The organism is Halosolutus amylolyticus, assembly GCF_023566055.1.
GTDB lineage: Archaea > Halobacteriota > Halobacteria > Halobacteriales > Natrialbaceae > Halosolutus > Halosolutus amylolyticus.
The window spans coordinates 995,317-1,018,331 of sequence record NZ_JALIQP010000002.1 but is presented as its reverse complement, the minus strand read 5'-3'; the positions used below and the strand labels follow the sequence as shown (position 1 = coordinate 1,018,331).

25 protein-coding genes are annotated in these 23,015 nt (G+C 65.9%); 9 read left to right on the top strand and 16 right to left on the bottom strand.

The window, feature by feature from the left end:
* Positions 1-7: 7 nt before the first annotated feature.
* Together MUN73_RS11435 and MUN73_RS11430 are read right to left on the bottom strand one after the other, a co-directional pair.
* On the bottom strand, positions 8-1,591 hold the full coding sequence (locus MUN73_RS11435; protein ID WP_250140826.1) for a sulfatase: 1,584 nt from the start codon (positions 1,589-1,591) through the stop codon (positions 8-10).
* Between the two features lie 168 nt (positions 1,592-1,759).
* A complete protein-coding gene (locus MUN73_RS11430; RefSeq protein WP_250140598.1) occupies positions 1,760-1,912 on the bottom strand; it encodes a DUF7560 family zinc ribbon protein in 153 nt (50 codons plus the stop codon).
* 199 nt (positions 1,913-2,111) lie between these two features.
* Here MUN73_RS11430 and truA point away from each other — a divergent pair, with 199 nt between their 5' ends.
* From truA to MUN73_RS11415, 3 genes are all read left to right on the top strand, one after another.
* Positions 2,112-3,002: a tRNA pseudouridine(38-40) synthase TruA gene (gene truA / locus MUN73_RS11425; RefSeq protein WP_250140597.1), complete on the top strand. Its 891-nt coding sequence runs from the start codon at positions 2,112-2,114 to the stop codon at positions 3,000-3,002.
* A 175-nt stretch (positions 3,003-3,177) separates the two neighbouring features.
* Positions 3,178-3,423 carry a hypothetical protein gene (locus MUN73_RS11420; protein ID WP_250140596.1) on the top strand — a complete coding sequence of 82 codons (246 nt, stop codon included), beginning with the start codon at positions 3,178-3,180 and terminating at the stop codon, positions 3,421-3,423.
* 128 nt (positions 3,424-3,551) lie between these two features.
* A complete protein-coding gene (locus tag MUN73_RS11415; protein ID WP_250140595.1) occupies positions 3,552-3,872 on the top strand; it encodes a NifU family protein in 321 nt (106 codons plus the stop codon).
* 3 nt (positions 3,873-3,875) lie between these two features.
* On the opposite strand, the gene MUN73_RS11410 is transcribed toward MUN73_RS11415, so the two are convergent.
* A complete protein-coding gene (locus tag MUN73_RS11410; RefSeq protein WP_250140594.1) occupies positions 3,876-5,318 on the bottom strand; it encodes a M28 family metallopeptidase in 1,443 nt (480 codons plus the stop codon).
* A gap of 97 nt (positions 5,319-5,415) precedes the next feature.
* On the opposite strand from MUN73_RS11410, the gene pepF reads away from it, so the two are divergent.
* From pepF to MUN73_RS11390, 4 genes are all read left to right on the top strand, one after another.
* Complete coding sequence (gene pepF / locus MUN73_RS11405; protein WP_250140593.1) at positions 5,416-7,209, top strand: oligoendopeptidase F; 1,794 nt, start codon at positions 5,416-5,418, stop codon at positions 7,207-7,209.
* Positions 7,210-7,421: 212 nt separating this feature from the next.
* On the top strand, positions 7,422-8,654 hold the full coding sequence (gene pan2, locus MUN73_RS11400) for a proteasome-activating nucleotidase Pan2 (protein WP_250140592.1): 1,233 nt from the start codon (positions 7,422-7,424) through the stop codon (positions 8,652-8,654).
* Between the two features lie 291 nt (positions 8,655-8,945).
* Positions 8,946-9,425, top strand: coding sequence for a pyruvoyl-dependent arginine decarboxylase (locus MUN73_RS11395; RefSeq protein WP_250140591.1), 480 nt, complete (start codon positions 8,946-8,948; stop codon positions 9,423-9,425).
* Between the two features lie 59 nt (positions 9,426-9,484).
* Positions 9,485-9,877: a DUF5811 family protein gene (locus MUN73_RS11390; protein ID WP_250140590.1), complete on the top strand. Its 393-nt coding sequence runs from the start codon at positions 9,485-9,487 to the stop codon at positions 9,875-9,877.
* Positions 9,878-9,914: 37 nt separating this feature from the next.
* Here MUN73_RS11390 and MUN73_RS11385 read toward each other — a convergent pair whose 3' ends face one another.
* The 3 genes from MUN73_RS11385 to MUN73_RS11375 all read right to left on the bottom strand — a co-directional run bounded on the left by MUN73_RS11385 (position 9,915) and on the right by MUN73_RS11375 (position 11,566).
* Positions 9,915-10,331 carry a DUF6276 family protein gene (locus MUN73_RS11385; protein WP_250140589.1) on the bottom strand — a complete coding sequence of 139 codons (417 nt, stop codon included), beginning with the start codon at positions 10,329-10,331 and terminating at the stop codon, positions 9,915-9,917.
* Between the two features lie 80 nt (positions 10,332-10,411).
* Positions 10,412-11,167, bottom strand: coding sequence for a V-type ATP synthase subunit D (locus MUN73_RS11380; RefSeq protein WP_250140588.1), 756 nt, complete (start codon positions 11,165-11,167; stop codon positions 10,412-10,414).
* Between the two features lie 195 nt (positions 11,168-11,362).
* A complete protein-coding gene (locus MUN73_RS11375; RefSeq protein ID WP_250140587.1) occupies positions 11,363-11,566 on the bottom strand; it encodes a zinc ribbon domain-containing protein in 204 nt (67 codons plus the stop codon).
* A gap of 62 nt (positions 11,567-11,628) precedes the next feature.
* Here MUN73_RS11375 and MUN73_RS11370 point away from each other — a divergent pair, with 62 nt between their 5' ends.
* Positions 11,629-11,913 (top strand): DUF8143 family protein, encoded by a 285-nt coding sequence (locus MUN73_RS11370; RefSeq protein ID WP_250140586.1) that lies wholly within the window; start codon positions 11,629-11,631, stop codon positions 11,911-11,913.
* A gap of 251 nt (positions 11,914-12,164) precedes the next feature.
* Here the strand turns inward: MUN73_RS11370 and MUN73_RS11365 are convergent, their stop codons facing one another.
* From MUN73_RS11365 to ahaH, 8 genes are read right to left on the bottom strand one after another with little or no spacing between them, the layout of a single operon-like run.
* Positions 12,165-13,586, bottom strand: a complete 1,422-nt coding sequence (locus tag MUN73_RS11365; protein WP_250140585.1) for an ATP synthase subunit B — start codon at positions 13,584-13,586, stop codon at positions 12,165-12,167.
* A gap of 2 nt (positions 13,587-13,588) precedes the next feature.
* A complete protein-coding gene (locus tag MUN73_RS11360; RefSeq protein ID WP_250140584.1) occupies positions 13,589-15,352 on the bottom strand; it encodes an ATP synthase subunit A in 1,764 nt (587 codons plus the stop codon).
* Positions 15,353-15,355: 3 nt separating this feature from the next.
* Positions 15,356-15,685 (bottom strand): V-type ATP synthase subunit F, encoded by a 330-nt coding sequence (locus tag MUN73_RS11355; RefSeq protein WP_250140583.1) that lies wholly within the window; start codon positions 15,683-15,685, stop codon positions 15,356-15,358.
* Complete coding sequence (locus MUN73_RS11350) at positions 15,682-16,779, bottom strand: V-type ATP synthase subunit C (RefSeq protein WP_250140582.1); 1,098 nt, start codon at positions 16,777-16,779, stop codon at positions 15,682-15,684. Before MUN73_RS11350 ends, MUN73_RS11355 begins: the two co-directional genes overlap by 4 nt.
* Positions 16,776-17,357, bottom strand: a complete 582-nt coding sequence (locus MUN73_RS11345; protein ID WP_250140581.1) for a V-type ATP synthase subunit E — start codon at positions 17,355-17,357, stop codon at positions 16,776-16,778. The genes MUN73_RS11350 and MUN73_RS11345 overlap by 4 nt, the downstream gene beginning before the upstream one ends.
* A gap of 22 nt (positions 17,358-17,379) precedes the next feature.
* Complete coding sequence (locus tag MUN73_RS11340) at positions 17,380-17,640, bottom strand: hypothetical protein (protein ID WP_250140580.1); 261 nt, start codon at positions 17,638-17,640, stop codon at positions 17,380-17,382.
* Between the two features lie 16 nt (positions 17,641-17,656).
* Positions 17,657-19,906 (bottom strand): V-type ATP synthase subunit I, encoded by a 2,250-nt coding sequence (locus MUN73_RS11335; protein WP_250140579.1) that lies wholly within the window; start codon positions 19,904-19,906, stop codon positions 17,657-17,659.
* A complete protein-coding gene (gene ahaH, locus MUN73_RS11330) occupies positions 19,893-20,225 on the bottom strand; it encodes an ATP synthase archaeal subunit H (protein ID WP_250140578.1) in 333 nt (110 codons plus the stop codon). Before ahaH ends, MUN73_RS11335 begins: the two co-directional genes overlap by 14 nt.
* A 156-nt stretch (positions 20,226-20,381) precedes the next feature.
* On the opposite strand from ahaH, the gene MUN73_RS11325 reads away from it, so the two are divergent.
* Complete coding sequence (locus tag MUN73_RS11325) at positions 20,382-21,005, top strand: methyltransferase domain-containing protein (RefSeq protein ID WP_250140577.1); 624 nt, start codon at positions 20,382-20,384, stop codon at positions 21,003-21,005.
* Positions 21,006-21,070: 65 nt separating this feature from the next.
* On the opposite strand, the gene MUN73_RS11320 is transcribed toward MUN73_RS11325, so the two are convergent.
* Positions 21,071-21,568 (bottom strand): type IV pilin N-terminal domain-containing protein, encoded by a 498-nt coding sequence (locus MUN73_RS11320; protein WP_250140576.1) that lies wholly within the window; start codon positions 21,566-21,568, stop codon positions 21,071-21,073.
* 82 nt (positions 21,569-21,650) lie between these two features.
* On the bottom strand, positions 21,651-22,889 hold the full coding sequence (locus tag MUN73_RS11315) for a DUF7096 domain-containing protein (RefSeq protein WP_250140575.1): 1,239 nt from the start codon (positions 22,887-22,889) through the stop codon (positions 21,651-21,653).
* Positions 22,890-23,015: the final 126 nt, after the last annotated feature.

Here is a 23,015-nt window from a genome sequence, read left to right as displayed (position 1 = left end):
GCCCGTTTCAGAGGTAGCCCAGGTCCGCCAGTCGCTCTTTCGTTCCCGCTCGCATCTCGACGGCCGCGGAATCGTCGACGTCCGCGATCGGGTCGAACCGATCCTCGAGTCGGTCCCGGAGCGCCCGTACCCGTGCTGGCTCGCTGGGTGCGACGTCGTCGTGCTCGGCCGGATCGGTCGGGACGTAGTGGAGCCGTTCGAACCCGTCGTCGCCGCGGACGTACTTGTACTCGGTCGTCCGGACGGCCCGCAGGCGGCGATCGAACGCGTGAACCCGATCGGGAATCTCGCCGAAGCGCGCCACGAGCCGATCGATCGAGGGCTGTGGGGCGACGTACTCGGCGAAGACCGCGTCCCGCGGCTCGGCGTCCGACGTCGGGTGGATCGACCGGCTCGAGCCCTGGCCGAGCAGGGCGGGGTCGTCGACCCCGGCCGTCTCCAGCAGGGTCGCGGGCAGATCGAGCAACTGGACGAGGTCGGACCGTCGGCCGCCGCCGGTGAACGGGCCGCCGTGGATCGCCAGCGGGACGTTCAGCAGCGTGTCGTACAGGTTATACTGGTGACCGAAGAAGCCGTGTTCGCCGATGTGTTCGCCGTGGTCGCCGCAGACGACGAACAGGGTGTCGTCCCACTCGCCGGCGTCTTCGAGGGCCGTCCGGAGCCGGGCGAGCTGGTCGTCGACGTAGGCGAGTTCGGCCCGGTAGAGTCCCCGGAGGAGGGCGAAGTCCCGATCGGACAGGTCGTAATCGTCACAGTCGTAGGCCCGGGGATCCTGCCTGATCGCGGTCGCCTCCTCGTACGTCGCGCCGGCCGGGAGGAACTCCTCGGCGTACTCTCGGGGCGGATCGTACTCGACGTGTGGTTCGATGAAGTTACAGAACAGGAAGAACGGCCGCTCGTCGGTGCGGCCGGCGAGCCAGTTCTCGATCCAGTCGACCGATCGGCTTGCGCCGTCGTCGCCGGCGGGCTGGAGCAGTTCGCTGTAGAGGATGTTGGCGGCGTTGACGAGCGGATTGCCGTCGAAGAGGCGGTTCCGGGTCGCCTGGAGCTTCTCGTTCAGGTCCTCGCCGCGGACCACCGCGCCCATGTCCGCGTCGGACTGGACGTACTGCCAGCCCTTGCGGAGGTCCTCGAAGCCCCGATCGAAGCCGAACTCCTCGGTGATCCAGGTATTGTTCGAGACGCCGATCGACTGGTAACCCGCGTCGGAAAAGGCCTCGGGCAGCGTCCGCAGGTCGTCGTCGAGGTAGGTGTGACCGCCGTGCGTGCCGTGTTCGGAGGGGTACAGACCCGTAAACAGCGACGCGTGGGAGGGAAGCGTCCACGGTGCGGTCGCGAAGGCGTTCTCGAACGCGGTCCCCTCGGCCGCGAGACGCGATAGCGCTGGGGTGGGTTGCGGCCCGTCGCATCCGCGATCGCTCGATCGCTCTCCGATCCGAGACGCGTCACCGTCGTCGTCGCCAGGCCCAGCCCGGCCCGGGTCGCCGGGAAACGAACCGACGCTCTTCGATCGTGCCGTATCGAGGATCACGAGAACGACGTTCCGCACAGTAGTGTGTGACTCCGGGTCACGCTCGTTGGACTCGCCCATGTGTGGTGGTGTCTCCGCCACTCGTGGGGAAGGTCACCCGCCCGGAGTATGCAGGCGATTCACGATATCGGGACGCGTCCGAACGCCGCTCGTTTCGCTATTCGCACGGTGGGTACCGCGCTCGCGGATACTCGCCCGTGCCCCTCGCCGGTCGCTCTCGGGGGTCGATCAGGCGGATCCTCCTTCCCTCGTCGCGAAGTCGGTGTCGGCGATCGGGCGGCCACAGAGCGGACACCCGCTCCGTATCGCCACCGATCGCTGTCGGTCGTCGAACTCGAGTTGCGCCGTGCAGTCCGGACAGGTAAATTCGTATCTCGCCATAGACGTTCCTCCTCTACCCGACTAGACGCCGGCCGGCGGGGTGGCTTGGTAGCCTCGATATCAGGGTCGTTTAAGACGCGCCCTCGTCGCGGGGTCCGCGACGTGCGCCGATTCCCGCGATTCGCCGCGCTCTCGTGGCGCGGTTCGGCACGGTCGGCGGTCGACGCGCCTAACACGCTGGCACCCCTCGATCGAACCGATGCCCAAGCGAGCGTTCCGGATCGCCTACGACGGCACCGGCTACCACGGGTTCCAGCGCCAGCCCGACGTTTCGACGGTCGAGGACGCCATCTTTCGCGCGCTCCGATCGCTCGACGCGTACGACCCCAACGCCGATCGCGAGGGACCCGATCGGCCGGCCGGCTACGCCGCCGCCGGCCGAACCGACGCCGGGGTGACGGCGCTCGCCCAGACGATCGCGCTCGAGGTTCCGGACTGGCTCACGCCGCGGGCGTTCAACGCCGACCTCCCGGCCGACGTCCGGGCGTGGGCGGCCGCCGACGTGTCCCCCACGTTCCACGCCACGCACGACGCCACCCAACGGACGTACACGTACCACCTGTACGCGCCGCCCGCCGACGGCGACCGGAGCGACGATCCCTCGTCCGACGACCCGGTCCAGGACGGTCTCGGCTCCCCCGTCGACGACGATCGGTTCCGCGCGGCCTGCGAGGCACTCTCGGGCCGGCACGACTTCCACAATCTCACGCCGGACGATCGCAACACCGAGCGAGCGCCGACGATCGAGGCGACGCGGGACGCTGACTTCCTCGTGCTCACCGTCGCCGCGGGCGGGTTCGCCCGCGAACTCGTCCGGCGGCTGGTCTCGCTCGCACACGCCGTCGGGACCGGCGAGGCGAGTCTCGAGACGATCGATCGGGTTCTCGGAGACGGCCCGCTTCCGGGTCACGAGGGAATCGCGCCAGCGCCGCCCGATCCGCTGATCCTGACCGGCGTCACGTACCCCGACGTCGCGTTCACGGTCGACGAGCGGGCGGTCGAGAGCGCGCGGGCCGTGTTCGATCGCCGGCGGATCGATCGGCGGACGGGGGCGCGGGTGGCCGGCCAGGTCGTCGACGGGATCGACTGATACGGATTGCTGTACCGATTTACCGGCGCAACCGCGATCCGGGCGGCGGTTGCGCCGGAACTGACTTACAGTAAACCGTCTGAGCCTTCGTCGATCGGCCCACGACGGGAGCGATCGATCCCGCGCTGGACCGCACTCGGGTACACTTTTGATGGCCGAACACACACGCCGGAGCATGGAGCTGTCGCCGGAGGAGTACGGAGCATACTGGCGGGCGTCGATCCGGGTCGCGGCCGGCATCCTCGTCGTCTTCCTCAGCTACCGGTTTCTCGTCGCGGGGCTGTTGGCGTACGGAAACGCCGGCGCGATCGCGCTCGGGGTCTTCCTGTTCGCCGCGCTGGTCGCCGCGGGGACGTTCGTCGCGATGCTCGGGGTCGCCCGGGTCGTCCGGACCGCAGTCGACGCCGAGATGCGCGGGTAGTCCGGGGACGGAAGCCGGTCGTGGACCGAAGCCGTTCGGAGACTGGAGACGATTGGGAACCGAACCCGGCCGTCGGCCGAACCCCATCGTGGACAGGATTATCTCTCTTCGGTCCCCTACGGGTTCGTATGAGTGATTCCCCGTCGGCCCAGTCGGAGGACGAGATCAGAGACGCCGTCTCGCTGTTCCTCAGGCGGAACTTCCCGCAGATCGAGGCCCACGGCGGCGACTTCGCGATCACCGGCGTCGATCGCGAGGAGCGCCACGTCTCGATCACGCTCAGCGGCGCCTGCGACGGCTGTGGCGTCAGCCCGATGACGACGCAGGCGATCCAGCAACGGCTCCCCGGCGAGATCGACGCGATCGATCGCGTCTCCGTCACCCTCGGCTTCGACGGGATGGCCGGCGAGGGGACTCCGCGCGACGTGCCGGAAGACGTCCCGTTCTAGCCGTCACTCGGCCGATTCCCACGCGGCCGGCCAGACGTCGGCCGCACGCATCCCCGGTTCGTACTCCTGATCGCGGAGCCGATCGCGGAGGTCGGCCTCGTCGATTCGCGGGACGTCGACTCGGGTGAGTTCCCGCACCAGCAGCGCCGTCAGCATCGCGTGTTCACGCAGGGTCCGCGGATCGACCTTGTCCCGCGTGTCCGCCGCCGTGTGGCCCCAGCCACGACCGCGCTCGCTCCCCTCGGGCGGTTCGCTGTGCAGTTGCAACGCCGGGACGCCCGCCCGCAGGAACGGCCAGTGGTCGCTGAACGGGTGCGGATCTGGCTCCCGGCCGATCGGCTGGCCGGCCTCGTCGGCGACGCGCTCGGCGACCGCTGCCATCGTCTCCGACCCGTGCGTGAGCGCCCGCAGGTTCCGGAACCGGCCTGCGCCGTCGACGTTGACGACCGCCCGGATCGCGTCGAGATCGAGGTCGTCCGCCAGCGCTTCGGCACCGAGCAGACCGATCTCCTCGCAACCGACGCCGGCAATCTGTACCGGGCAGGCGAGGTCGTCCTCGATCGTCGCGAGGATCCTCGCGGCACCGACGACGGTGGCGATCCCGCAGCCGTTGTCGAGCGCACCCTCGCCGACGTCGTGGGCGTCGTAGTGGGCGAGAACGAGCACCGCCTCGTCCGGGGTGTCCTCGCCATCGTCCGCGGTTTCCCCCGGGACACTCGAATCGCCGAGAACCCCGTGGACGTTCTGGCTCGATCCCCGTCGCGTCGTCGCATCGACGCGGATCCGCGCGCTCGCGCCCTGATCGGCGTACTCGCGTAGCCAGTCGCCCGTCTCGGCACTGACGCCGACGCCGGGGACGGCGGCCTCGGCGTCGAATCGCAGTGCCCCGGTCGGCGGTAACTGCCCGGGGACGTGGTTGACGAAGACGAACGCGGACGCTCCGGCGGCGACCGCGTGTCCGAACTTCTCCATCCGGTGGACGAACCGCCGATCGGGTGGCGTCGTCGTGCTCGCGACGACGATGCCGTCCTGAACGGCCGATCCCGCCGCCTCGAACTCCTCGGGCGTGCCGTAGCCGACGTCGACCAGCGGCCCCTCGACGTCGCCCGGCGGGGAGTAGGGCAGCGCGATCGCCCCGAAGGACCGATCGATCGGGCCGGTCCCCAGGCGCTCGCTTCCGCGCGTCGTCTCGTCGCCGACGACGGCGAACTCGGTCTCTCCGCGCTCCCAGTACTGCATCGGGAACTCGTCGATCCGGACGTCCGCGAGGCCGGCGTCGGTAAACGCCGTCCGGACGAGTTCGGCTGCGCGCCGTTCACCCGGGGAGCCACCCATCCGGTCCGGCAGTTCGGTCAGTCGCGTCAACAGATCCCATGGCCGATCGTCGGTCCACGTGCGCCCGAGTGCACGCTCGACGTCGGCGGGAACTGGTTCACGATCCGTCATACCCCGTTTTTGCTCGGCCACCGACAAAAGCCGTCGGCACGATCACCGATCGCAATAGTCCGACACGCTTTACCACTGCCGTTGCAAACCTCCCGCTATGAGTTCAGTTCCGGAGCGCTCCGAGATCGACGAGGCCTATACCTGGGATCTCGAGAGCATCTACACCACCGACGACGACTGGGAGGCGGCCTACGAGTCGGTCGCCGATCGGATCGACGACCTCGCCGCCTACGAGGGCCAGACCGTCGACGACGCCGAGACGCTGCTCGCCGTCCTCGGGTTGCGCGACGAGATCATGCGCGAGGTGTCGACGGTGGCCGCCTACGCCCGGATGCGCCGCGACGAGGACACGACGAACCAGCACTACCAGGGGCTGACCGCCCGCGCACAGTCGCTGGCGGCCGACGCCCAGTCCGCCGCGTCGTTCATCGAACCGGAACTCCAGGACCTGACCCGCGAGGAGTTCGACGAGATGGTCGCGGCCGAACCCGATCTCGAGACCTACGACCACTACGTCGACGACGTGCTCCGCATGAAGCCCCACACGCGATCGGCCGAGGTGGAGGCCCTGCTCGCGGACCTGAGCGAGGTCACGGGGGCGACCGGCGAGGTGTACAACATGCTCTCGAACGCGGACATGACGTTCCCGACCGTGGAAGACCCGGACGGCGATGCCGTCGAAATCTCACAGAGCAACTTCGTCAACCTGCTCAAGCGGCCCGATCGTGACTTCCGCAAGCGGGTCTACGAGAACTACTTCGACGAGTGGGCGTCGGTCCGGAACACGGTAGCCGCGTCCTACAAGAACAGCGTCAAGGCCGACGTCAAGACGGCCCAGGCGCGCAACTACGACACCGCTCGCGAGGCGGCGCTCGACGGTCCCAACGTTCCCGTCGACGTCTACGATACGCTCGTCGAATCGGTCCACGACAATCTCGACAAACTTCACCGCCACGCCGAACTCAAGCGGGACGCGCTCGACGTCGACGAACTCCGGATGTGGGACGTCTACATGCCCCTGACCGGTGACGAGGGACCTGACGTCGAGTACGACGAGGCCACAGACCACGTCGTCGCCGCGCTCGAACCGCTCGGCGAGGAGTACCAGTCCCGGGTCGCCGACGGCCTCGACTCGCAGTGGGTCGACGTCTACGAGAACGAGGGGAAACAGTCCGGTGCCTACTCGGGGGGCACCTACGACACCCAGCCGTTCATCCTGATGAACTACCAGGACGACATCTCCTCGATGTACACGCTGGCCCACGAACTGGGCCACTCGATGCACTCCCAACTCACGAAAGAGGAACAGCCCTACGTCTACTCGGGGTACGAGATCTTCGTGGCCGAGGTTGCCAGTACGGTCAACGAGGCCCTGCTGACGAACCACCTGCTCGAGACCGTCGAGGATCCCGAGTTCCGCAAGCACGTCCTCAACGAGTTCTTAGAGCGCGTCCGATCGACACTCTATCGCCAGACGCTGTTCGCCGAGTTCGAACACGAGGCGCATCGACTCGAGGAGGCCGGCGAACCGCTGACCGCCGATCGGCTGGACGACCTCTACCGCGACCTCAAGGCCGACTACTACGAGCCGGCCGCGATCGACGACCGGATCGCCCGCGAGTGGATGCGCATCCCGCACTTCTACCGCGCGTTCTACGTCTACCAGTACGCCACCGGCATCTCGGCAGCGCTCGCGATCGTCGACACCGTCCTCGAGGAGGGCCAGGCCGCCGCGGAGGACTACCTCGAATTCCTTCGCCGCGGCTCCCGGGAGTACCCGCTCGACCTCCTGCGGATCGCCGGCGTCGACATGAGCACGTCCGACCCGATCGATCGCGCGCTCGCGACCTACGGCGATCGACTCGACGAGATGGAGACGCTCCTGTCGTAGCACTCCGGCCGGTTCGGCGCGCGGGCCTCGATCGCAATTTCGCCGTCTCGCCGTCGCAGTACGGCGGCGTAGACGGCCGTTCAGATGCTCCTACCCGCGGTCGCGTAGCGACTGGCTACCGTCGGTAGCCATTCCCTGACCGATCGGCGTCGGAAATCCAACCGGGACCCAAAGGCACATTTATCGCCGGGGACTTACCGACGTACGTTAGGATGTCTCGAAGCCCGTCTATCCCCGATCGACCCCACCGCGATATCGATCCCGATTTGCCGGACGACGAACGGCTCGAGGCGCTTCGCGGCCACTACGAGGATCTCGTCGAGGTCAACGAACAGCTGTCCGACCAGCTCGACGACGCCGATGACCGCCGCCAGCGCCTCCGCGAGAAAGTCGACCGCGTCGAACGCGAGAACGAGACGCTCAAGAGTTCGTCGCTGTACATCGCGACCGTCGAGGACGTGATGGACGACGACGAGGTCATCGTCAAACAGCACGGCAACAACCAGGAAGTGCTCACCGACGTCTCGCCCCGGATCGTCGACCGCGTCGAGGCCGGCGATCGCGTCGCCGTCAACGACTCCTTTGCGATCCAGACGGTGCTCTCGGCCGAAACCGACGCGCGCGCCCAGTCGATGGAGATCACCGAGCGGCCCGCCGTCAGCTACGCGGACATCGGCGGCATCGACGAACAGGTCCGCGAGGTCCGCGAGGCCGTCGAACAGCCGCTCACCCAGCCCGAGATGTTCCAGGAGGTCGGCATCGATCCGCCAAGCGGCGTCCTCCTCTACGGGCCGCCAGGGACGGGCAAGACGATGCTCGCGAAGGCCGTTGCCAACGAGACCGACGCCACCTTCATCAAGATGGCCGGCTCCGAACTCGTCCGCAAGTTCATCGGCGAGGGCTCGCGGCTCGTCCGCGACCTGTTCGAGATGGCCCGCGAGCGCGAACCCGCCATCATCTTCATCGACGAGATCGACGCGATCGCGACCACCCGCACGGAGTCGAAGACGTCGGGCGATGCCGAGGTCCAGCGGACGATGATGCAGTTGCTCTCCGAGATGGACGGCTTCGAGGCCCGCGGCGAGATCCGTATCATCGCCGCCACCAACCGCTTCGACATGCTCGATCGGGCCATCCTCCGCCCCGGCCGCTTCGATCGCCTCATCGAAGTTCCCGAACCCGATCGGGACGGCCGCGAGCAGATCCTCGAGATCCACACCCGCGGCATGAACGTCGATGCCGACGTCGACTTCGACGTGCTGGCCGACGAGACCGAGGGCTACTCCGGGGCCGACATCGAGAGCCTCGCGACCGAGGCCGGCATGTTCGCGATCCGGAACGATCGGGACGAGGTCCACCACCAGGACTTCGTAGACGCCCACGAGAAGATGGAGCAGGACGATTCGAGCGACGTGATCTCCTCGCCCGGCTACTTCTACCAATAACAACCTTTTACACTGCGCTCACTCGCTTCGCTCGTTCGCTCGGTAACAGGTTGATCAAAAGCACTCCTCCCTCCGTTTCGGGACGCTTCGCGCCCCTTCACATCGGTCGTCGGCCCGCTCACTCGCCTCACGGCTCGCTCGCGGTGAGTAACCCCACAACTGCTTCCTGCCTTCCCCCGGCTCGCGATGCCCTCAGTTCGTCGGGCGTCGCTCGCGGCCACTGGTAGCGTTTCGGATCGTCGTCGATCGCGGATCGCAAGTCCTTACGCCGTCCGTCCCCGATCCGTAGACATGAGTATGATCCGAGTCGTCTGGGGTTCTGCCTCGGGACCCACGGCGATGGCCTCCTACGACGCCGCCCTCGCCGAGGCCGGCGTCGAGAACTACAATCTCGTCTCCGTCTCCTCGGTTATTCCTGCAGGTGTAGAGGTCGAGGCCGTCGGCACCGCACCCGATCTCGGCCCCGCGGGCGAGCGCCTGACGGTGGTCGAAGCCCGGGCCACGACCGCAGAACCGGGACGGGTCAGCGCGGCGCTGGCGTGGGCCCAGTCGATCGACCACGGGCCGGGGCTGTTCTACGAGACGGCCGGTGAGATGGACAGCGACGACGTCGAACGGCGCGTTCGCGAGGGGCTGGCCGCGGGACAGGACCTCCGGGACTGGCAGTTCGGCGATCCCCGCATCGCCGTCGAGAGCGCGCCGGCCGAGTCGGGCACCCACACGACAGCGCTCGTGCTCGCGGTCTACGGCGAGAGCACTCCACTCCTGTAACCTTCCCGAAGGCGAACCCTTTTTAGCTCCCGGACCTTTGGTAGCGCTACACACTTCTCATGAACGGAAACACGCCGTACGCAGGGCTGCCGGGGGAAACGGGTGCTGGTCAGCGTGCAGCGGCGGACGTTCCGGATCTCTCGAGCGCCCAGAAGCGAGTGCTCAACCGTGACGTCTCACGGATCGCCGCCCGAACTCGCGAGTTCCTCCCCAGCGAGTACGTCGTCGACGCCGAGGTTTCCCGTGGTATCTCCGGCCCCGAGGTGACCGTCGCCGTCCGGCCGCCGATCGGCCACGCCGTCAGCGCCGGCTTCACACCCGAACTCGAGGACGCTCCGGAGGAGGTCATCACGGCCGACGAGCGAGACGAAGTTGCCCGTGGTCTCGCCGCCAGCGCCGCGTTGCAGGTGAAACAGGCCGTCAGCGACAACGTGACGCCGACCGGGAAGTAAGTTCACTCGCCGCGTTTTCGTCGACTTCGGTCCCGACTCAGTACAGCAACTGCTCGAGCTGGTGTCGACGACGATCGAGGTCGATTGCCGGTTCGATCGACGGATCGGCGACGAGTCGATCGACGACCAGCAACGGGTCCGTTCCCGCGCGCTCGACGGCCCGGAGCAGGGTTTCGATCGCCTCGCGGTTGGTCGCCAGCGAGTCACATCGCTCGATCGCCAGCGCGAGCGGGACCGCTCGGTCGGGCCGCCTCGGAAACGCGTCGCTGAGGCGTGAGAAGTCGGGGTCCTCTCCGTCACCGTCGTCGTTGGCGGCGGCTGACGGCGCAGGGTCGACGGTGAGACAGGTGGGACAGATCGTCACCGCGGCCGCGGAGTCGGGCGCGTATTCCCGGTAGTCGTCGGGGACGGCCGTGGCGATCGTCGATTCGGTGCCGCAGTGTGAACAGGCCATCGGGTGTCAGTTGCCACCGGGACGTCGTCGACGTGGTCCCGTGGTCGATCGCGCCGGTTCGGAGCGTTCGGGTCCAGAGCTTACTGGTCGGCCGTCGGCGATCGAGCGGCGGTACTCGGCTGGGTGTCCTCGAGGTCCTCCCGTTCCGCGTCGTCTTCGGCTTCCGCTTCCGCTTCGGCGGCCGCATCGGCCGCTCGCTCTTCTTTTTCCTCCTGTTCTTTCTTGTCCTTGATCTTCTTCAGCCGGAACGTCTCCTCGCGCTCCTGTTCCTCGAGTTTCTGCTCGATGTACTCCTGGCTCTCGTAGAGGTCGGGCAGGAGTTTGAACTCGAGCGCGTTGACGCGGCGCTTGGTCGTCTCGATCTCGCGGAGCATCTTCTTCATCGCCGTCTCGACCTCCGCGGCGAGGATGATGCTCTCGAGGAGATCCTCGTAGGCCTCGGCGGCCTCGTCGATGCGGGCGGAGGTGCCCATGATCCCGTAGCCGCGCTGGTCGAGACTCTTGGAGACCCGCGAGGACTCGATCTGGGGGACGACGACGCCCATGATGTTCTTCGACTCGGTCGTGATCTCGGGGTGTTCCTGCAGGGCCGCGGCGGCGCCGCGAACCGCGACGTCGCCCTCCATGGCCCGGGCCATGTTGATCTTCTTCTGGGCCTGCTCGTAGTCGTCGGCGAGGTCACCGCGGACGTCCTGGGCCTTGTCCAGGATGTCCATGAACTCCATGATCAGCCCGTCCCGCTTCTTTTCCAGGGTCCCGTGCCCGCGCTCGGAGAGTTCGATCCGATCCTCGATCTCCATCAGGTTCTTGCGGGTGGGTTTGACGTCCTTGGCCATCTTGTGGAGGGCTTGCGCTCCCAGTCGGATAACTGTTTACAGTTTTGCCGGCCGTCCGGCCGGCTTCCCGGCCGGACTCGGCCAAGGACCGATCGGCGGCGAGACGCGGATGGACTCTCCGGACTGCTGTACGTCAGTTCCGGTGCAACCGCGACCTGTCCGCGGTGGCCCGGTGCAACGGTACAGCGATCCGTCTCACCCCAGGAAGAGGTCGGCCATTGCCCCGGACGACTGGCCGCGGTAGAGTTCCGAGTAGCCGCAGTTGGTGCAACTGATCACCATGAATCGCCGGTTCTGGATGTCGAAGAACTTCGACAGTCCCGTTCCGGTCGTCGAAATCTCGTCGACCTCCGTCTCCGTGTGGTCGCACTTCGGACAGCCGCGATCGTCGTCTTTCATACCTGCTCCTTCGTGTCATACGATAAATTCTTTGTGCTCGGAACGCGAGTCGTCGCCTACCGATGTCCGCCGCGTTCGTCTTCGTCTTCCTCCTGTTCGCCCTCGCGATCCCGCTCTTGCTCTGGCTGGCGATCGAGAACGAGACGTCGGATCCCGCCGTCGTCGATCGATCGGAAGCGGAACGGATCGCGAAAGAGCGCGGGGGCCGGTCCCCCTCCCAATCGGGCGGCGGTCCGGATGCGTCCGCCACCGACCGGACCGGTCGCGACGACCGGGGCGGCGATCGACACGCGGAGTCGGGGTGGGGACACCGGACCGACCGGGACGACAGCGACGATCGACCCTAGCGGCCCGTGGCCGCTCGATTCTCGACCGAACCCGATCGACTCGCGGCTGTCGATCGCTTCGTGTTCGGGATTCGTCGGGCCTCGATCGACGAACTGACGGCTCTCGTGGGTATCGGAAAAAGAAACCGCGCTCCCTGCTCGCGGGTCTTCCTCCCCGCTCGCTTTTCCGCGGTCCAGTGGACCGCGCTCCCTGCTCAGTCGTCGGCCCGGACGGCCGAGACTGCGGGTCGGCGATAAACCGCGCTCCCTGCTCAGTCGTCGGCCGTCGCTTCCGCAACTTCGGACTCGTCCTCGCGGTAGTGCTCCGCGATGAGGTCCTCGTCGATGCGGTTGAGCGCCTCCTTCGGGAGCATCGAGAGCAGGTCCCAGCCGAGTTCGAGCGTCTCGTCGATCGAACGGTTGGTGTCGTACCCCTGCTGGACGAACTCCTCCTCGAAGCGATCGGCGAAGTCGAGGAACTTGTTGTCCCGCTCGGAGAGCGCCTCGCGACCGACGATGTTCACGAGGTCGCGCAGGTCCTCACCCTCCGCGTACGCGGCGTACATCTGGTCGGAGACGTCGCCGTGGTCTTCGCGGGTGAGGCCCTCGCCGATCCCGTCGTCCATCAGCCGCGAGAGGCTGGGCAGGACGTTGATCGGCGGTTCGATCCCCTGGCTGTTCAGGTCCCGGTCCATCACGATCTGGCCCTCCGTGATGTAACCGGTGAGGTCGGGGATCGGGTGGGTGTCGTCGTCGCCGGGCATCGTCAGGATCGGCAGCTGCGTGACCGAGCCCTCGCGGCCCTCGATACGGCCGGCGCGCTCGTACAGCGTCGCCAGGTCGGTGTACATGTACCCGGGGTAGCCACGGCGACCCGGGACCTCCTCGCGTGCGGCACCGATCTCGCGAAGCGCCTCGCAGTAGTTGGTGATGTCGGTCAGGATGACCAGCACGTGGTACCCCTTCTCGAAGGCGAGGTACTCCGCGGTGGTCAGGGCGAGTCGCGGCGTGACCGTCCGCTCGACTGCGGGGTCGTCCGCGAGGTTCATGAAGACGACCGATCGCTCGAGCGCGCCGGTGCGCTCGAAGTCCTGCATGAACTCGTTTGCCTCCTCCTGGGTGATCCCCATGGCACCGAAGATGACTGCGAACTCGGTGCCCTCGTCGTCCTCGCCGCCTTCCTCTTCCGGCACGGTCGCCTGCCGGGCGATCTGCAGGGCGAGTTCGTTGTGGGGCAGTCCCGATCCGGAGAAGATCGGCAGTTTCTGCCCACGAACGAGGGTGTTCATGCCGTCGATCGCCGACACGCCGGTCTGGATGAACTCCTCGGGATACTCCCGCGAGAAGGGGTTGATCGCCTCACCGACGATATCCTGTCGTTCGTCCGGGACGATCTCGGGGCCGCCGTCGATCGGGTTCCCCGATCCGTCCAGCACCCGGCCGAGGAGGTCCTCGGTGACGGGCATCTTCATCGTTTCGCCGATGAAGCGAACGGAGGCGTTGCGGTCGATCCCGCCGGTGCCTTCGAACACCTGGATCGCGACGACGCCCTCGCTCGATTCCAGTACCTGTCCACGGAGCGTTCGCCCGTCTTCGGTTTCGATCTCGACGATCTCGTCGTACCCGACGGGTTCGTCGACCTCGGCGAACACCAGCGGACCGCTGATTTCGGTGATTGTCTGGTACTCTTTCATTGTTAGTACAGCGCTCTGATCTGGTCTTTGAGGTCCGATTCGATCTCGTCGATGAACTCGTTCCACTCCTCGGCGGTCCCCATACGGTTGAGCCGCGGGGTCGCGTCGACGTCCGTGATCTCTTCGACCGGGACGCCAGCCTCGAGCGCGTCGAAGGCCTCGTCGTTGAACGTCTTGATCGCCCCGAGCATCCGGTAGGTCTTCTCGGGCTCACAGTAGGTGTCGACGTCGTGGAGCGCGTTCTGCTGGAGCCACGCCTCGCGCAGGTAGCGTGCGACCTCGAGCGTGAGCCGCTGGTCCTCCGGCAGCGCGTCCTTGCCGACGAGCTGGACGATTTCCTGGAGTTCGCCCTCCTCGTCTAAGACGTCGACGGCCCACTGGCGGGTCTCCGCCCAGTCGTCCGCGACGTTGCCCTCCCACCACGGGTCGAGCTGGTCCTTGTACAGCGAGTAGGACTCGTCCCAGTTGATCGAGGGGAAGTGCCGACGCTCCGCGAGGTCGGCGTCCAGTGCCCAGAACGTCTTGACGATACGCAGCGTGTTCTGGGTGACCGGCTCGGAGAAGTCCCCGCCGGGCGGCGAGACCGCGCCGACGACCGAGATCGAGCCTTCGCCACCATTGATCAGCTGGAATTTGCCGGCGCGCTCGTAGAACTCCGAGAGCGCGGCCGCGAGATACGCGGGATACCCCTCCTCGCCGGGCATCTCCTCGAGTCGACTCGAAATTTCCCGCATGGCCTCTGCCCACCGCGAGGTGGAGTCGGCCATCAGCGCGACGTCGTACCCCATGTCGCGGTAGTACTCCGCGATCGTGATCCCGGTGTAGATACAGGATTCGCGGGCCGCGACGGGCATGTTCGACGTGTTGGCGATGAGGCAGGTTCGGGCCATCAGCGGGTTCCCGGTCTGCGGGTCCGGCAGTTCCGGGAAGTCCTCGATGACCTCGGTCATCTCGTTGCCGCGCTCGCCACAGCCGATGTAGACGACGATGTCCGCGTCGGACCACTTTGCGAGTTGCTGCTGGGTGACGGTCTTCCCGGAGCCGAAGGGGCCGGGAATCGCCGCCGTCCCACCCTTCGCGAGCGGGAACAGCCCGTCCTGGACGCGCTGTCCAGTGACGAGGGGTTCGGTCGGCGTCTCCTTGTCACCGGCGGGCCGGGCCTCACGGACCGGCCACTCCTGGTGCATCTGGATCTCTTCGCCGTTGTCGAGTTCGACGACGGTCTCCTCGACCGTGAACTCGCCGCTCTCGACCGACGTGACCTCGCCGCCCTCGTAGTCCGGTGGGACCATCACCTTGTGATCGATGGTGACGGTCTCCTCGACGACCCCGACGACGTCGCCGGGTTCGACCGTGTCGCCTTCCTCGACCGTGGGTTCGAACTCCCACTTTTTCTCGAGGTCGATCCCCGGGGCGTCGACCCCGCGGTCGAGAAACGCGGTCCCCATCTTGTCCTCGAGGACGTCGAGCGGGCGCTGGACGCCGTCGTAGATGGAGTCCATCATGCCCGGGCCGAGGTCGACGCTCAGGGGTTCGCCCGTGTTCTCGACGGGTTCGCCCGGGCCGACCCCGGAGGTCTCCTCGTACACCTGAATCGTGGTCAGGTTCCCTTCGATCTCGATGACCTCGCCCATCAGCCCTTCGTCGCCGACGTAGACGACGTCGTTCATCCGGGCGTCGAGGTCCGCGGCGGTCACGACTGGACCGCTCACGCTTTCGATTACACCGTCTTCGTCGACGGTTTCGATGTCTTCTGCCTGGCTCATAGTTTAACTCTCGTCCTCGTCCATCAGGTCGATACCGATCGCACGTTTGATCTGTTCGCGCAGGCCGCCGCCACCGGTGCCGCTACCGATGGTGACGACGACTGGCTCGACGCTCGTCTCGACGGTCTGGCGTACGTTCCGCGACAGGTAGTCGAGATCGTCGTCGTGCATGACGACGATGCCGACGCCCTCGTCCTCGAGGACGTCCGTGACGGCGGCGTCGAGTGCCGCGTCCTTGTCGTCGTCCGGCACGTTTTCGAACCGGCGCACGCCAGCGAGGCGGAAGCCGGTCGTGAACTCCGGACTGCCGACGACTGCGATTTCCTGGCTCATAGGATCACCAGCTCGTCTTCGATTTCGTTCTCCGAGAGGCCGACCTCCCGACCCCGCGCGATCGCGCGGATGTTCTCGACCTCGCGCTCCTTCGCGAGGATGTACGCCAGCACGGCCGAGACGGAGACCGGATAGATACTCGAGAGCGTATCCGAGTACTCGAGCAACGCAGCGTCTAGTGCGTGCTCGAACTGAATAAGGCTGTCAGCCCCGCGGAGCCGATCGAGGGCTCCCGAGAGCCGATCGCCGTACCGCTTGTTCTCGGCGATGTGATCGACGAGCGCGTCGTAGTCGCCGACGAGGCGGCTCAGTTCCGACTGGTCGAACAGGACGCCGCCCTCGATGTAGTAGGACGCCGGATCGAGGTCGGCACCGCTTCGCGAGAGGCGCAACGCGTTCCGGGCGTTCCGGAAGTCGATCTCGGCCTGCAGGAACTCGACGTACTTCGCTTTCGGTCCCTCCTGGGGCTCGGCGCCCGGTCCGCGGGAGACGTCCTCGAGCAGGTGCTCGTAGAACTCCCGGTCGAGGGCGTTCTCGAGCGGGACGAGCGCACCCGTCTCCTCGAACTCCTCGAAGGCCTCGGTGAGGGGCTCGTAGTAGACCGTCCGATCGAGCACCTCGATCGCGTCCTCGATCTCGTCGACCTCGAGCAGGCGATCGACGGTCCGATCGTCCAGTTCGCCGGCGCGGATGAGGTCGGTCCGGATCTCCTCGGGATCGGTGTCGGTGTAGATCCCGCGGATGATCGTCTTGATGTTCCAGACGTCGAACTTTCGGAGGTACCGGGAGATGAGGTCGTACAGCCGACCTTCGGACCAGTCCAGCAGGTCCTGGAAGTGCTTCGCGAGGTTCCGGTTCAGCGCGTACTCGATCAGGTCGACGCCCGAGAAGCGCGCGCCGAGTTCGTTGATCTCGCGTTCGTACTCCGATTCTTCCATGAACCGTGCGATCTCGCTCGGCCCCATCCGGACCAGTTTCCGATAATCCTCGTCCGCGAACAGCGACGCGCGGCGCGATCGAACGCGCCCGATCACGTACTCGGGGTTCGAGGCACCGAGCGTTCCGGACTCCGGATTTGACCCTCTCGTAGTCATTGCTCGAAGAGTCGGTTGCTGATCTCCCGGAGGTTGTCCTCCCAGACGTCCTCGAGCACCGAGTCGAACGTGTTGTTGACTCGAACACGGGACTGCTCGCTCTCGACGACGACCCCGCCGAGACAGTCGTACTCGCCGGCGTACTCGTAGCCGTCGTAGTCCGCGAGGATCGACTCGATCAGCTCCTGGTCGTCGGGACGGCCGTAGACGCTGACGTCGTCGTCGGCGTCGAACTCGTCGCTCGCGGCCTCGAGCAGATCTCGAGTGAGTTCTTCGCGGGTCTCTCCCTCGAGCGCGGCAAGTTCGTCTTCGACCTGCTCGCGAACCTCGCCGAGGACGTCACGGCGTGCCTCCAGGCGTTTCTGTTTCGCCTCCAGCTTGGCACTGGAGAGACGCTGTTCGCGAAGCTGCTCGATCTCGCGTTCGACTTCCCGCTCTGCAGTCGCGACGATCTCCTCGGCGTCCTCCTCGGCGGCCGATTCGATCTCTTCGGCGCGCGTTTCGCCCTCACTGCGGATGTCCTCCGCACGCGCGTGGGCCTCTTCTCGAATGTCTTCTACGACTGTGTCCAAACTCATTGGTGAGAGAAGGGGGGCGTGGTTATCCGACGATGAAGACGACGACCAGGGCCAGGATCACGAGCGTCTCCGGAAGGACGGTCATGATCAGGCCGGGAACGAACATGTCGTCGTCTTCGGCGATCGCGCCGACGGCTGCGGCGCCGATACCGCGCTCGGCGTAGCCCGCCGCGAGCGCGGCGAGGCCGACAGCGATTGCCGCGGCGCCCGCGTCGTTGAGCGTCGGGCCGCCTTCTGCTTGCAGTACAACATCCGCCAGTTCAGGTCCAAGTTCAAGTGCCATTGGTATCAGTTATCAGTTACTCCGCACTGTGATTTCGATCGTGTCCGAACGGTTCGTAGTTCGCCCCACCGCCCTCATAAAACTTGTTAAAGAATTCGACGTACTCGAGGCGCACACCCTGTAAGCCGGCGCTTGTCACGCCAAGCACTAGCACGACGACGTGCCCGAGGACGAGGATGACGAGCCCGCCGAGCAGTCCGGCGATGCCTCCCATGTGCATGAGGCCGTCGAAGATGAGGGTGGCTTCGCCGCCGTAGTGTTCGGCGACGTAGGCCGGTTCGTGTCCGGCCGAGCCCAGGAAGTGGAACGCGCCGTCTGGGTCCTCGTACCCGCCGAAGAACAGGAGGTTGACCACGAAGGCCATGCCGGCCTTCGCGAGCAACACGGCTCCCATCCGGGTGTACGAGAAGACGTTGACGACGACGTCGAGCGACTCGACGATCTCGACGGGTTCGCTGATCGCGAGCATGGCGAGCCCGACGAGGAAGACGAGCAACGGAGCCGTCAGCAGGAACTCGGTGAATCCTAGCGGGATCGTCACGAGTCCCCACTCCGGGAACCCGGCGAACCCGATCGGGAACGGTCCGTCACTGGCGAACGTCGTGAACAGGAAGTCCGGCTTCGAACCTTCTCCGTGCGTCGAGAAGATCCAGATCCAGATGCCGTTGAGCATCAGGATCCACGACCCGCTGTGGAGGAGCGCGTCCTTGACGCCGTGGCTCAGGTTCTCGTAGAAGTCCACGATGTACCCGATGTTGAGGTGGACGATTCCGGCGAGCACGCTGATGACCATCCAGCCGAGCGCGAAGTCCGCGGCTGCCGGCTCGAGTCCCTTGTTGAGTGGGAGCAGTTCGACGTTCAGCGTGTCGTGCCAGATGACCTCTCCAAGCACGTGCAGCCCGAAGATTTCGCCGTAGACGATCCCGAAGAGGATCGTAAAGATGCCGGCCCAGATGGCGACGCCGCCGAGACTGGTGATGCCTTTGCTGTCGAACTGGGTCGCCATGTACGCGCCGATCGCCACGTACAGGATCCCGTACCCGACGTCGCCGATCATGAACCCGAAGAACGCCGGGAACGTCAGGAACAGGAAGATCGTCGGGTCGAGCTCGCTGTACTTCGGTCGGTTGACCGCCTGTACCAGGACCTCGAACGGTTTGGCGGGTCCCGGATTGTCCTGTACCGTCGGCGGTTCGTCGCCCATCGTGACCGCAGAGCCGCCGTCCGTGACGGCCTTCTGCGGCTCGTCGTCCGCTTCGGCGGCGCTTTCGTCGTCGTCGGCCGCTGCCGGCGCCCCTTTCTGGACGTCTTCGGTGTGGGTATGCGCGCCGTGGCGATCGTAGTCCGCGCGCTCTAGCTCTTCGATCTCGATGCTGTCACCGACGGCGTCGTTCAGCGCCGCGACGAGGGTGTCGTACTCGTCGGTCGGGATCCAGCCCTCGGCGATGAACGCGTGCTTGCTCGTCGCGAACTGCAGCGGCGCTTCCGCGCGCTGGACCTCGATCGTGAGCTCCTCCTCGACGCGCAGGAGGAACGACCCCTCCGTCCCGCGGATCTGTTCGAGATCAGCGTCGACGTCCTCGAGTTTCGACTCGAGGTCGGCTCTGCGCGACTCGAGTTCGTCGACGTACGCTTCGGGACTCTTCTCGGTGTCGGGCACCTCGTGGCGGGCGAACTCCACGCCGACGAGGGCGTCGTCGATGACGCCCGGTTCTGCGTCGTCGGTGGGCGCGGCGACGATCGCCACGACGTCGCCACCGGTGAACGTCTCGAACGCCCGGATATCGTCCGACGCGTCGAGCGCTCCCTCGATCGCCTCCTGTGGGCCTTCCCCGACGAGCACTTCGACGGAGTCGTACCCCGACAGCAGATCGAGGTCGATCCCGAGTTCCGCGAACGGGGCGACGCGGTCGATCCGCTCTTTGACCCGGCGCAGTTGCTCGCGGACCTCCGTTCGCCGATCGTCGAGGTCGTTGACCCGCGTGCGGATCTCCTCGAGTCGCTCCTCCCAGTCGTCCTCGATCGTGCCCGGCGCGACGTCCGCGTCGGACAGTCCGAGCGTGCTCTCGAGGGCGCGGACGGTTACCAGCTTCTCGGAGGCGTCGTCGGCACCCTCGATCGGGTTGCCGTTGTCGAACCCCTCCCAGGAGCCGTCGTAGTCCGAGAGGTGCACCAGGTTCAGTCCGTGGATCGTCTCGATGACCGTGGGCATGATGCCCTTGGAGCCGGTCACCGAGACCTTGCTCATTTGCTCAGGTCTGAGCATGGACGTCCTCCTGGAACAGTTCGACGACGTGGTCGGTCACTTCGTCGACCCGGGTCCGGGCGCGCTCGGCGAGTTCCTCGCGCTCCTGTTCGCCGTCTTCGAGGACGCGCTCGCACTCCGCGTCGATCTCTTCGCGAGCCTCCTCCAGGCGGCGCTCTTTCAACTCCTGCGCCTCCTGTTCCGCTTCCGTGCGAATCTCCTCGGCACGTTCCCGGGCCTCGGCTATTCGCTCGTCGCGGTCGTTGTCTGCCAATGCGACGATCTCGTCGGCCTCTTCTTCCGCCGACTTAATTCGTTCGAGAACCTCTGGCCTCGGCATACTCTAAGCAAACGGATGTTTGCCAGAGCGCGTATATGGTAGTTGCGAAAGCACCTCGCCGCGCTCGGCGTTCGTCGGGGAGTAGTTCAGGATTACCAGGCCACCGTTCCACCGGGAACGGCAGACATATTTTCCTCGGACCGAAACTCCCGCACAATGGGAGTTCTCGAGAACAAGGCCCGTGCTCGACTGTTCTACAAGTACCTCTCGAAGGTGTACGACCAGGTCAACCCGTTCGTCTGGACCGAGGACATGCGAGCCGAGGCCCTCTCGTTGCTCGACCTCGAGGACGACATGACGGTTCTCGACGTCGGCTGTGGCACCGGGTTCGCGACCGAGGGTCTCCTCGAGCACGTCGACGAAGTGTACGCGCTCGACCAGAGTCGACACCAACTCGAACAGGCCTACGCGAAGTTCGGGAAACGCGCCCCACCGGTACACTTCCACCGTGGGGACGCCGAACGGCTCCCGTTCGCGACGGACACGTTTGACGTCGTCTGGTCCTCCGGCTCGATCGAGTACTGGCCCACCCCGATCCTCGCGCTCCGTGAGTTCCGCCGCGTGCTGAAACCCGGCGGGCAGGTGCTCGTCGTCGGCCCCAACTATCCCGACAATTTCCTCGCACAGCGACTCGCCGACTCGATAATGCTCTTTTACGACGAGTACGAGGCCGATCGGATGTTCAAGACCGCCGGCTTCGAGGACGTGCAACACCTGTTCCAGGGGCCGTCGTACGATCCCGACGTCGCGATCACGACGATCGGCCGGGCACCCGAGTAACGGATCTCAGAACTCGAACGCTGGTCTCCACGACGCCGCCGCCCTGCCCGTTTTTCGTGCGGATCTCACCGACTCGTCGTCTCGAGCGTCGCGACCGCCTCCCCGTCGACGACCAGCGTGACCGCCACCGAATCGCCGCGCTCTATCTCGGGCGCGTTCGTGTCGGCGACGGTGACCCCGGCAGTCGTCCCCGATCGCCACGTCCGATCCGATTTCGCGTTGAACGGCCCCGACGGCGCGCCGTCGAACCCTTCGGCCCCGACGAACGGGACCGGCGGCTGACTGTCCAGTTCGGTTCCGTCCACTGCAATCGTCACCGAGAGCGCCGCCACGTCGATCGCGTCACCGGCCAGGTGGTCGATCGTGATCGTCGATCCGTCGACGGCGAGGTCGAACGCGGCCGTCGGCCCGGTCGACCCGATCGACACCGTGCTGGCTCCGACGGCGACGATCGTCGCGAGCGCGACGGTAACCGCGAGGAGTGCCAGCAGGCCGACGATCGGGCTGACGCCACGCTCCCGATGCGGGGGCTCGTCGGCCCAACTCTCCGACCGTCCGATCACGAGCCAGCATGGCCTCTCCTTCAGTTATAAACGCCGGCATCCGACGGGCGAGGCCCTGCCGGACGCGATCGAACGCAATTCGTTAGCCCGAGACGGTCGTGTTGATGCTCCCGGTTTCCGTCTCGGCACCCAGTTCGTACTCCCCGGATGGCGGGAGGATCCAGAGCGTCCCGTCGTCGCCGTCGGTCTCGCCGAATTCGTAGCCGTCGATCGTGATCGTCGCCGCCTGGGGTTCGCCCGAGACTGCGTCGACCACCTTCACCTGTGCCGGACCGTTCGCCGGCGTCCGGTTGAGCGTGAGTTCGAGGCCGTCGTTGGACCAGGTCTCGGTTTCAGACTGGGGCAGTTTCGCCATCGATAGTTCCTGCACTTCGCGATGCACGTCACCGGACCCAGCGTCGAGATACACCTCGAGGGAGCCCTGCTGGTGAAGAATATCTATCCAGTAGAGGTTCTCGTAGCTATTGTCCTGGTAGTGGGGCGAGCCGTATTCGTCACTTCCCGCCCACGGGTACAGTTCGCTCGTCCGTTCTATCATTCCTTCGAACTCTTCGAACTGATTTGGGGAGTTCGTATCCCGGTTATCGAACCGTGTCGTTTCGACGATGTACGTCCCGCCGCGTATCATCGCGAGACTGTATCCGTTTTGTGAGGTTTCGAGCAGAACTTTTTGTTGCGTTCTCGACGATGCTTCCAGGGAGGATCGAATCTGCGTTTGATGAAAGTCGAGGATCGTACGATCTGCTCGGAGTTGCTCTCGCGGTACCGAATAACCCGAAATTCTGTCCGTCCGGTCGTCTAGTTCGGAGAGCGTATCGTGAATTACGAGCGCTTCCCTGTAATTTCGTACCAGCGTCTGGAGCAACTCGGCGTCAGATATGTCGCCGCTAGCGTGTTCGCGGACGGCTCGTTTTTCGCGGGCTTCTATCGCGTCCATCCGGTCTTTGAGATGACTATACGTCGCCTCGGCCTTCTCCGATCGCTCTTCGTCGGTCGCGTCGTCGAACTCTCGATCGAGGATTGCGTACTTGCTCTGGTCGATTCTGAGCTCGTCATCAGTAATCGCGAGCTCCGTTCCGAGATCGTGCTGGTACTCAGCGTGGCTACTGGTAACGTCGGTGGCCTCGTGGCTCAGCGTGAGCCGGTTCGTCGTGCCTTCGGCGTGGAGTAAATCCCCTTGCTGGTGGGGAAGCAAACGAAGGGGCTGGTTGTCGTTCGCGTCGCCAATCCCCTCGGCCGCCGGCCCCACTGCGACGACCGTCATCGCGGGGAGCGAACAGACGAGGAGAAACGCGAGGAGGGCGGGCGTCGCGCTCTTCATCGAGCCACTGTATGGGCTCCTGATATAAAAGCTGGTCGCACCGGTAATGTGCCTGTTCCTGCCGTTCCCGGTTGCGGATCCGATCCGGGGACGAACGTAATGGCGGATTTTTTCGATGGAAAGTGT

Excerpts from the sequence above, each read along its gene's own strand:
- MUN73_RS11390 (WP_250140590.1), top strand. The coding sequence starts at position 9,485 with ATGAACGGAAACACGCCGTACGCAGGGCTGCCGGGGGAAACGGGTGCT.
- MUN73_RS11355 (WP_250140583.1), bottom strand. The coding sequence starts at position 15,685 with ATGAGCCAGGAAATCGCAGTCGTCGGCAGTCCGGAGTTCACGACCGGC.
- MUN73_RS11360 (WP_250140584.1), bottom strand. The coding sequence starts at position 15,352 with ATGAGCCAGGCAGAAGACATCGAAACCGTCGACGAAGACGGTGTAATC.
- truA (WP_250140597.1), top strand. The coding sequence starts at position 2,112 with ATGCCCAAGCGAGCGTTCCGGATCGCCTACGACGGCACCGGCTACCAC.
- MUN73_RS11335 (WP_250140579.1), bottom strand. The coding sequence starts at position 19,906 with ATGCTCAGACCTGAGCAAATGAGCAAGGTCTCGGTGACCGGCTCCAAG.
- pan2 (WP_250140592.1), top strand. The coding sequence starts at position 7,422 with ATGTCTCGAAGCCCGTCTATCCCCGATCGACCCCACCGCGATATCGAT.
- ahaH (WP_250140578.1), bottom strand. The coding sequence starts at position 20,225 with ATGCCGAGGCCAGAGGTTCTCGAACGAATTAAGTCGGCGGAAGAAGAG.
- MUN73_RS11435 (WP_250140826.1), bottom strand. The coding sequence starts at position 1,591 with ATGGGCGAGTCCAACGAGCGTGACCCGGAGTCACACACTACTGTGCGG.
- MUN73_RS11350 (WP_250140582.1), bottom strand. The coding sequence starts at position 16,779 with ATGACTACGAGAGGGTCAAATCCGGAGTCCGGAACGCTCGGTGCCTCG.
- MUN73_RS11415 (WP_250140595.1), top strand. The coding sequence starts at position 3,552 with ATGAGTGATTCCCCGTCGGCCCAGTCGGAGGACGAGATCAGAGACGCC.
- MUN73_RS11380 (WP_250140588.1), bottom strand. The coding sequence starts at position 11,167 with ATGGCCAAGGACGTCAAACCCACCCGCAAGAACCTGATGGAGATCGAG.
- MUN73_RS11395 (WP_250140591.1), top strand. The coding sequence starts at position 8,946 with ATGAGTATGATCCGAGTCGTCTGGGGTTCTGCCTCGGGACCCACGGCG.
- MUN73_RS11365 (WP_250140585.1), bottom strand. The coding sequence starts at position 13,586 with ATGAAAGAGTACCAGACAATCACCGAAATCAGCGGTCCGCTGGTGTTC.
- MUN73_RS11385 (WP_250140589.1), bottom strand. The coding sequence starts at position 10,331 with ATGGCCTGTTCACACTGCGGCACCGAATCGACGATCGCCACGGCCGTC.
- MUN73_RS11420 (WP_250140596.1), top strand. The coding sequence starts at position 3,178 with ATGGAGCTGTCGCCGGAGGAGTACGGAGCATACTGGCGGGCGTCGATC.
- MUN73_RS11340 (WP_250140580.1), bottom strand. The coding sequence starts at position 17,640 with ATGGCACTTGAACTTGGACCTGAACTGGCGGATGTTGTACTGCAAGCA.
- MUN73_RS11430 (WP_250140598.1), bottom strand. The coding sequence starts at position 1,912 with ATGGCGAGATACGAATTTACCTGTCCGGACTGCACGGCGCAACTCGAG.
- MUN73_RS11375 (WP_250140587.1), bottom strand. The coding sequence starts at position 11,566 with ATGAAAGACGACGATCGCGGCTGTCCGAAGTGCGACCACACGGAGACG.
- MUN73_RS11410 (WP_250140594.1), bottom strand. The coding sequence starts at position 5,318 with ATGACGGATCGTGAACCAGTTCCCGCCGACGTCGAGCGTGCACTCGGG.
- MUN73_RS11370 (WP_250140586.1), top strand. The coding sequence starts at position 11,629 with ATGTCCGCCGCGTTCGTCTTCGTCTTCCTCCTGTTCGCCCTCGCGATC.
- MUN73_RS11345 (WP_250140581.1), bottom strand. The coding sequence starts at position 17,357 with ATGAGTTTGGACACAGTCGTAGAAGACATTCGAGAAGAGGCCCACGCG.
- MUN73_RS11315 (WP_250140575.1), bottom strand. The coding sequence starts at position 22,889 with ATGAAGAGCGCGACGCCCGCCCTCCTCGCGTTTCTCCTCGTCTGTTCG.
- pepF (WP_250140593.1), top strand. The coding sequence starts at position 5,416 with ATGAGTTCAGTTCCGGAGCGCTCCGAGATCGACGAGGCCTATACCTGG.
- MUN73_RS11325 (WP_250140577.1), top strand. The coding sequence starts at position 20,382 with ATGGGAGTTCTCGAGAACAAGGCCCGTGCTCGACTGTTCTACAAGTAC.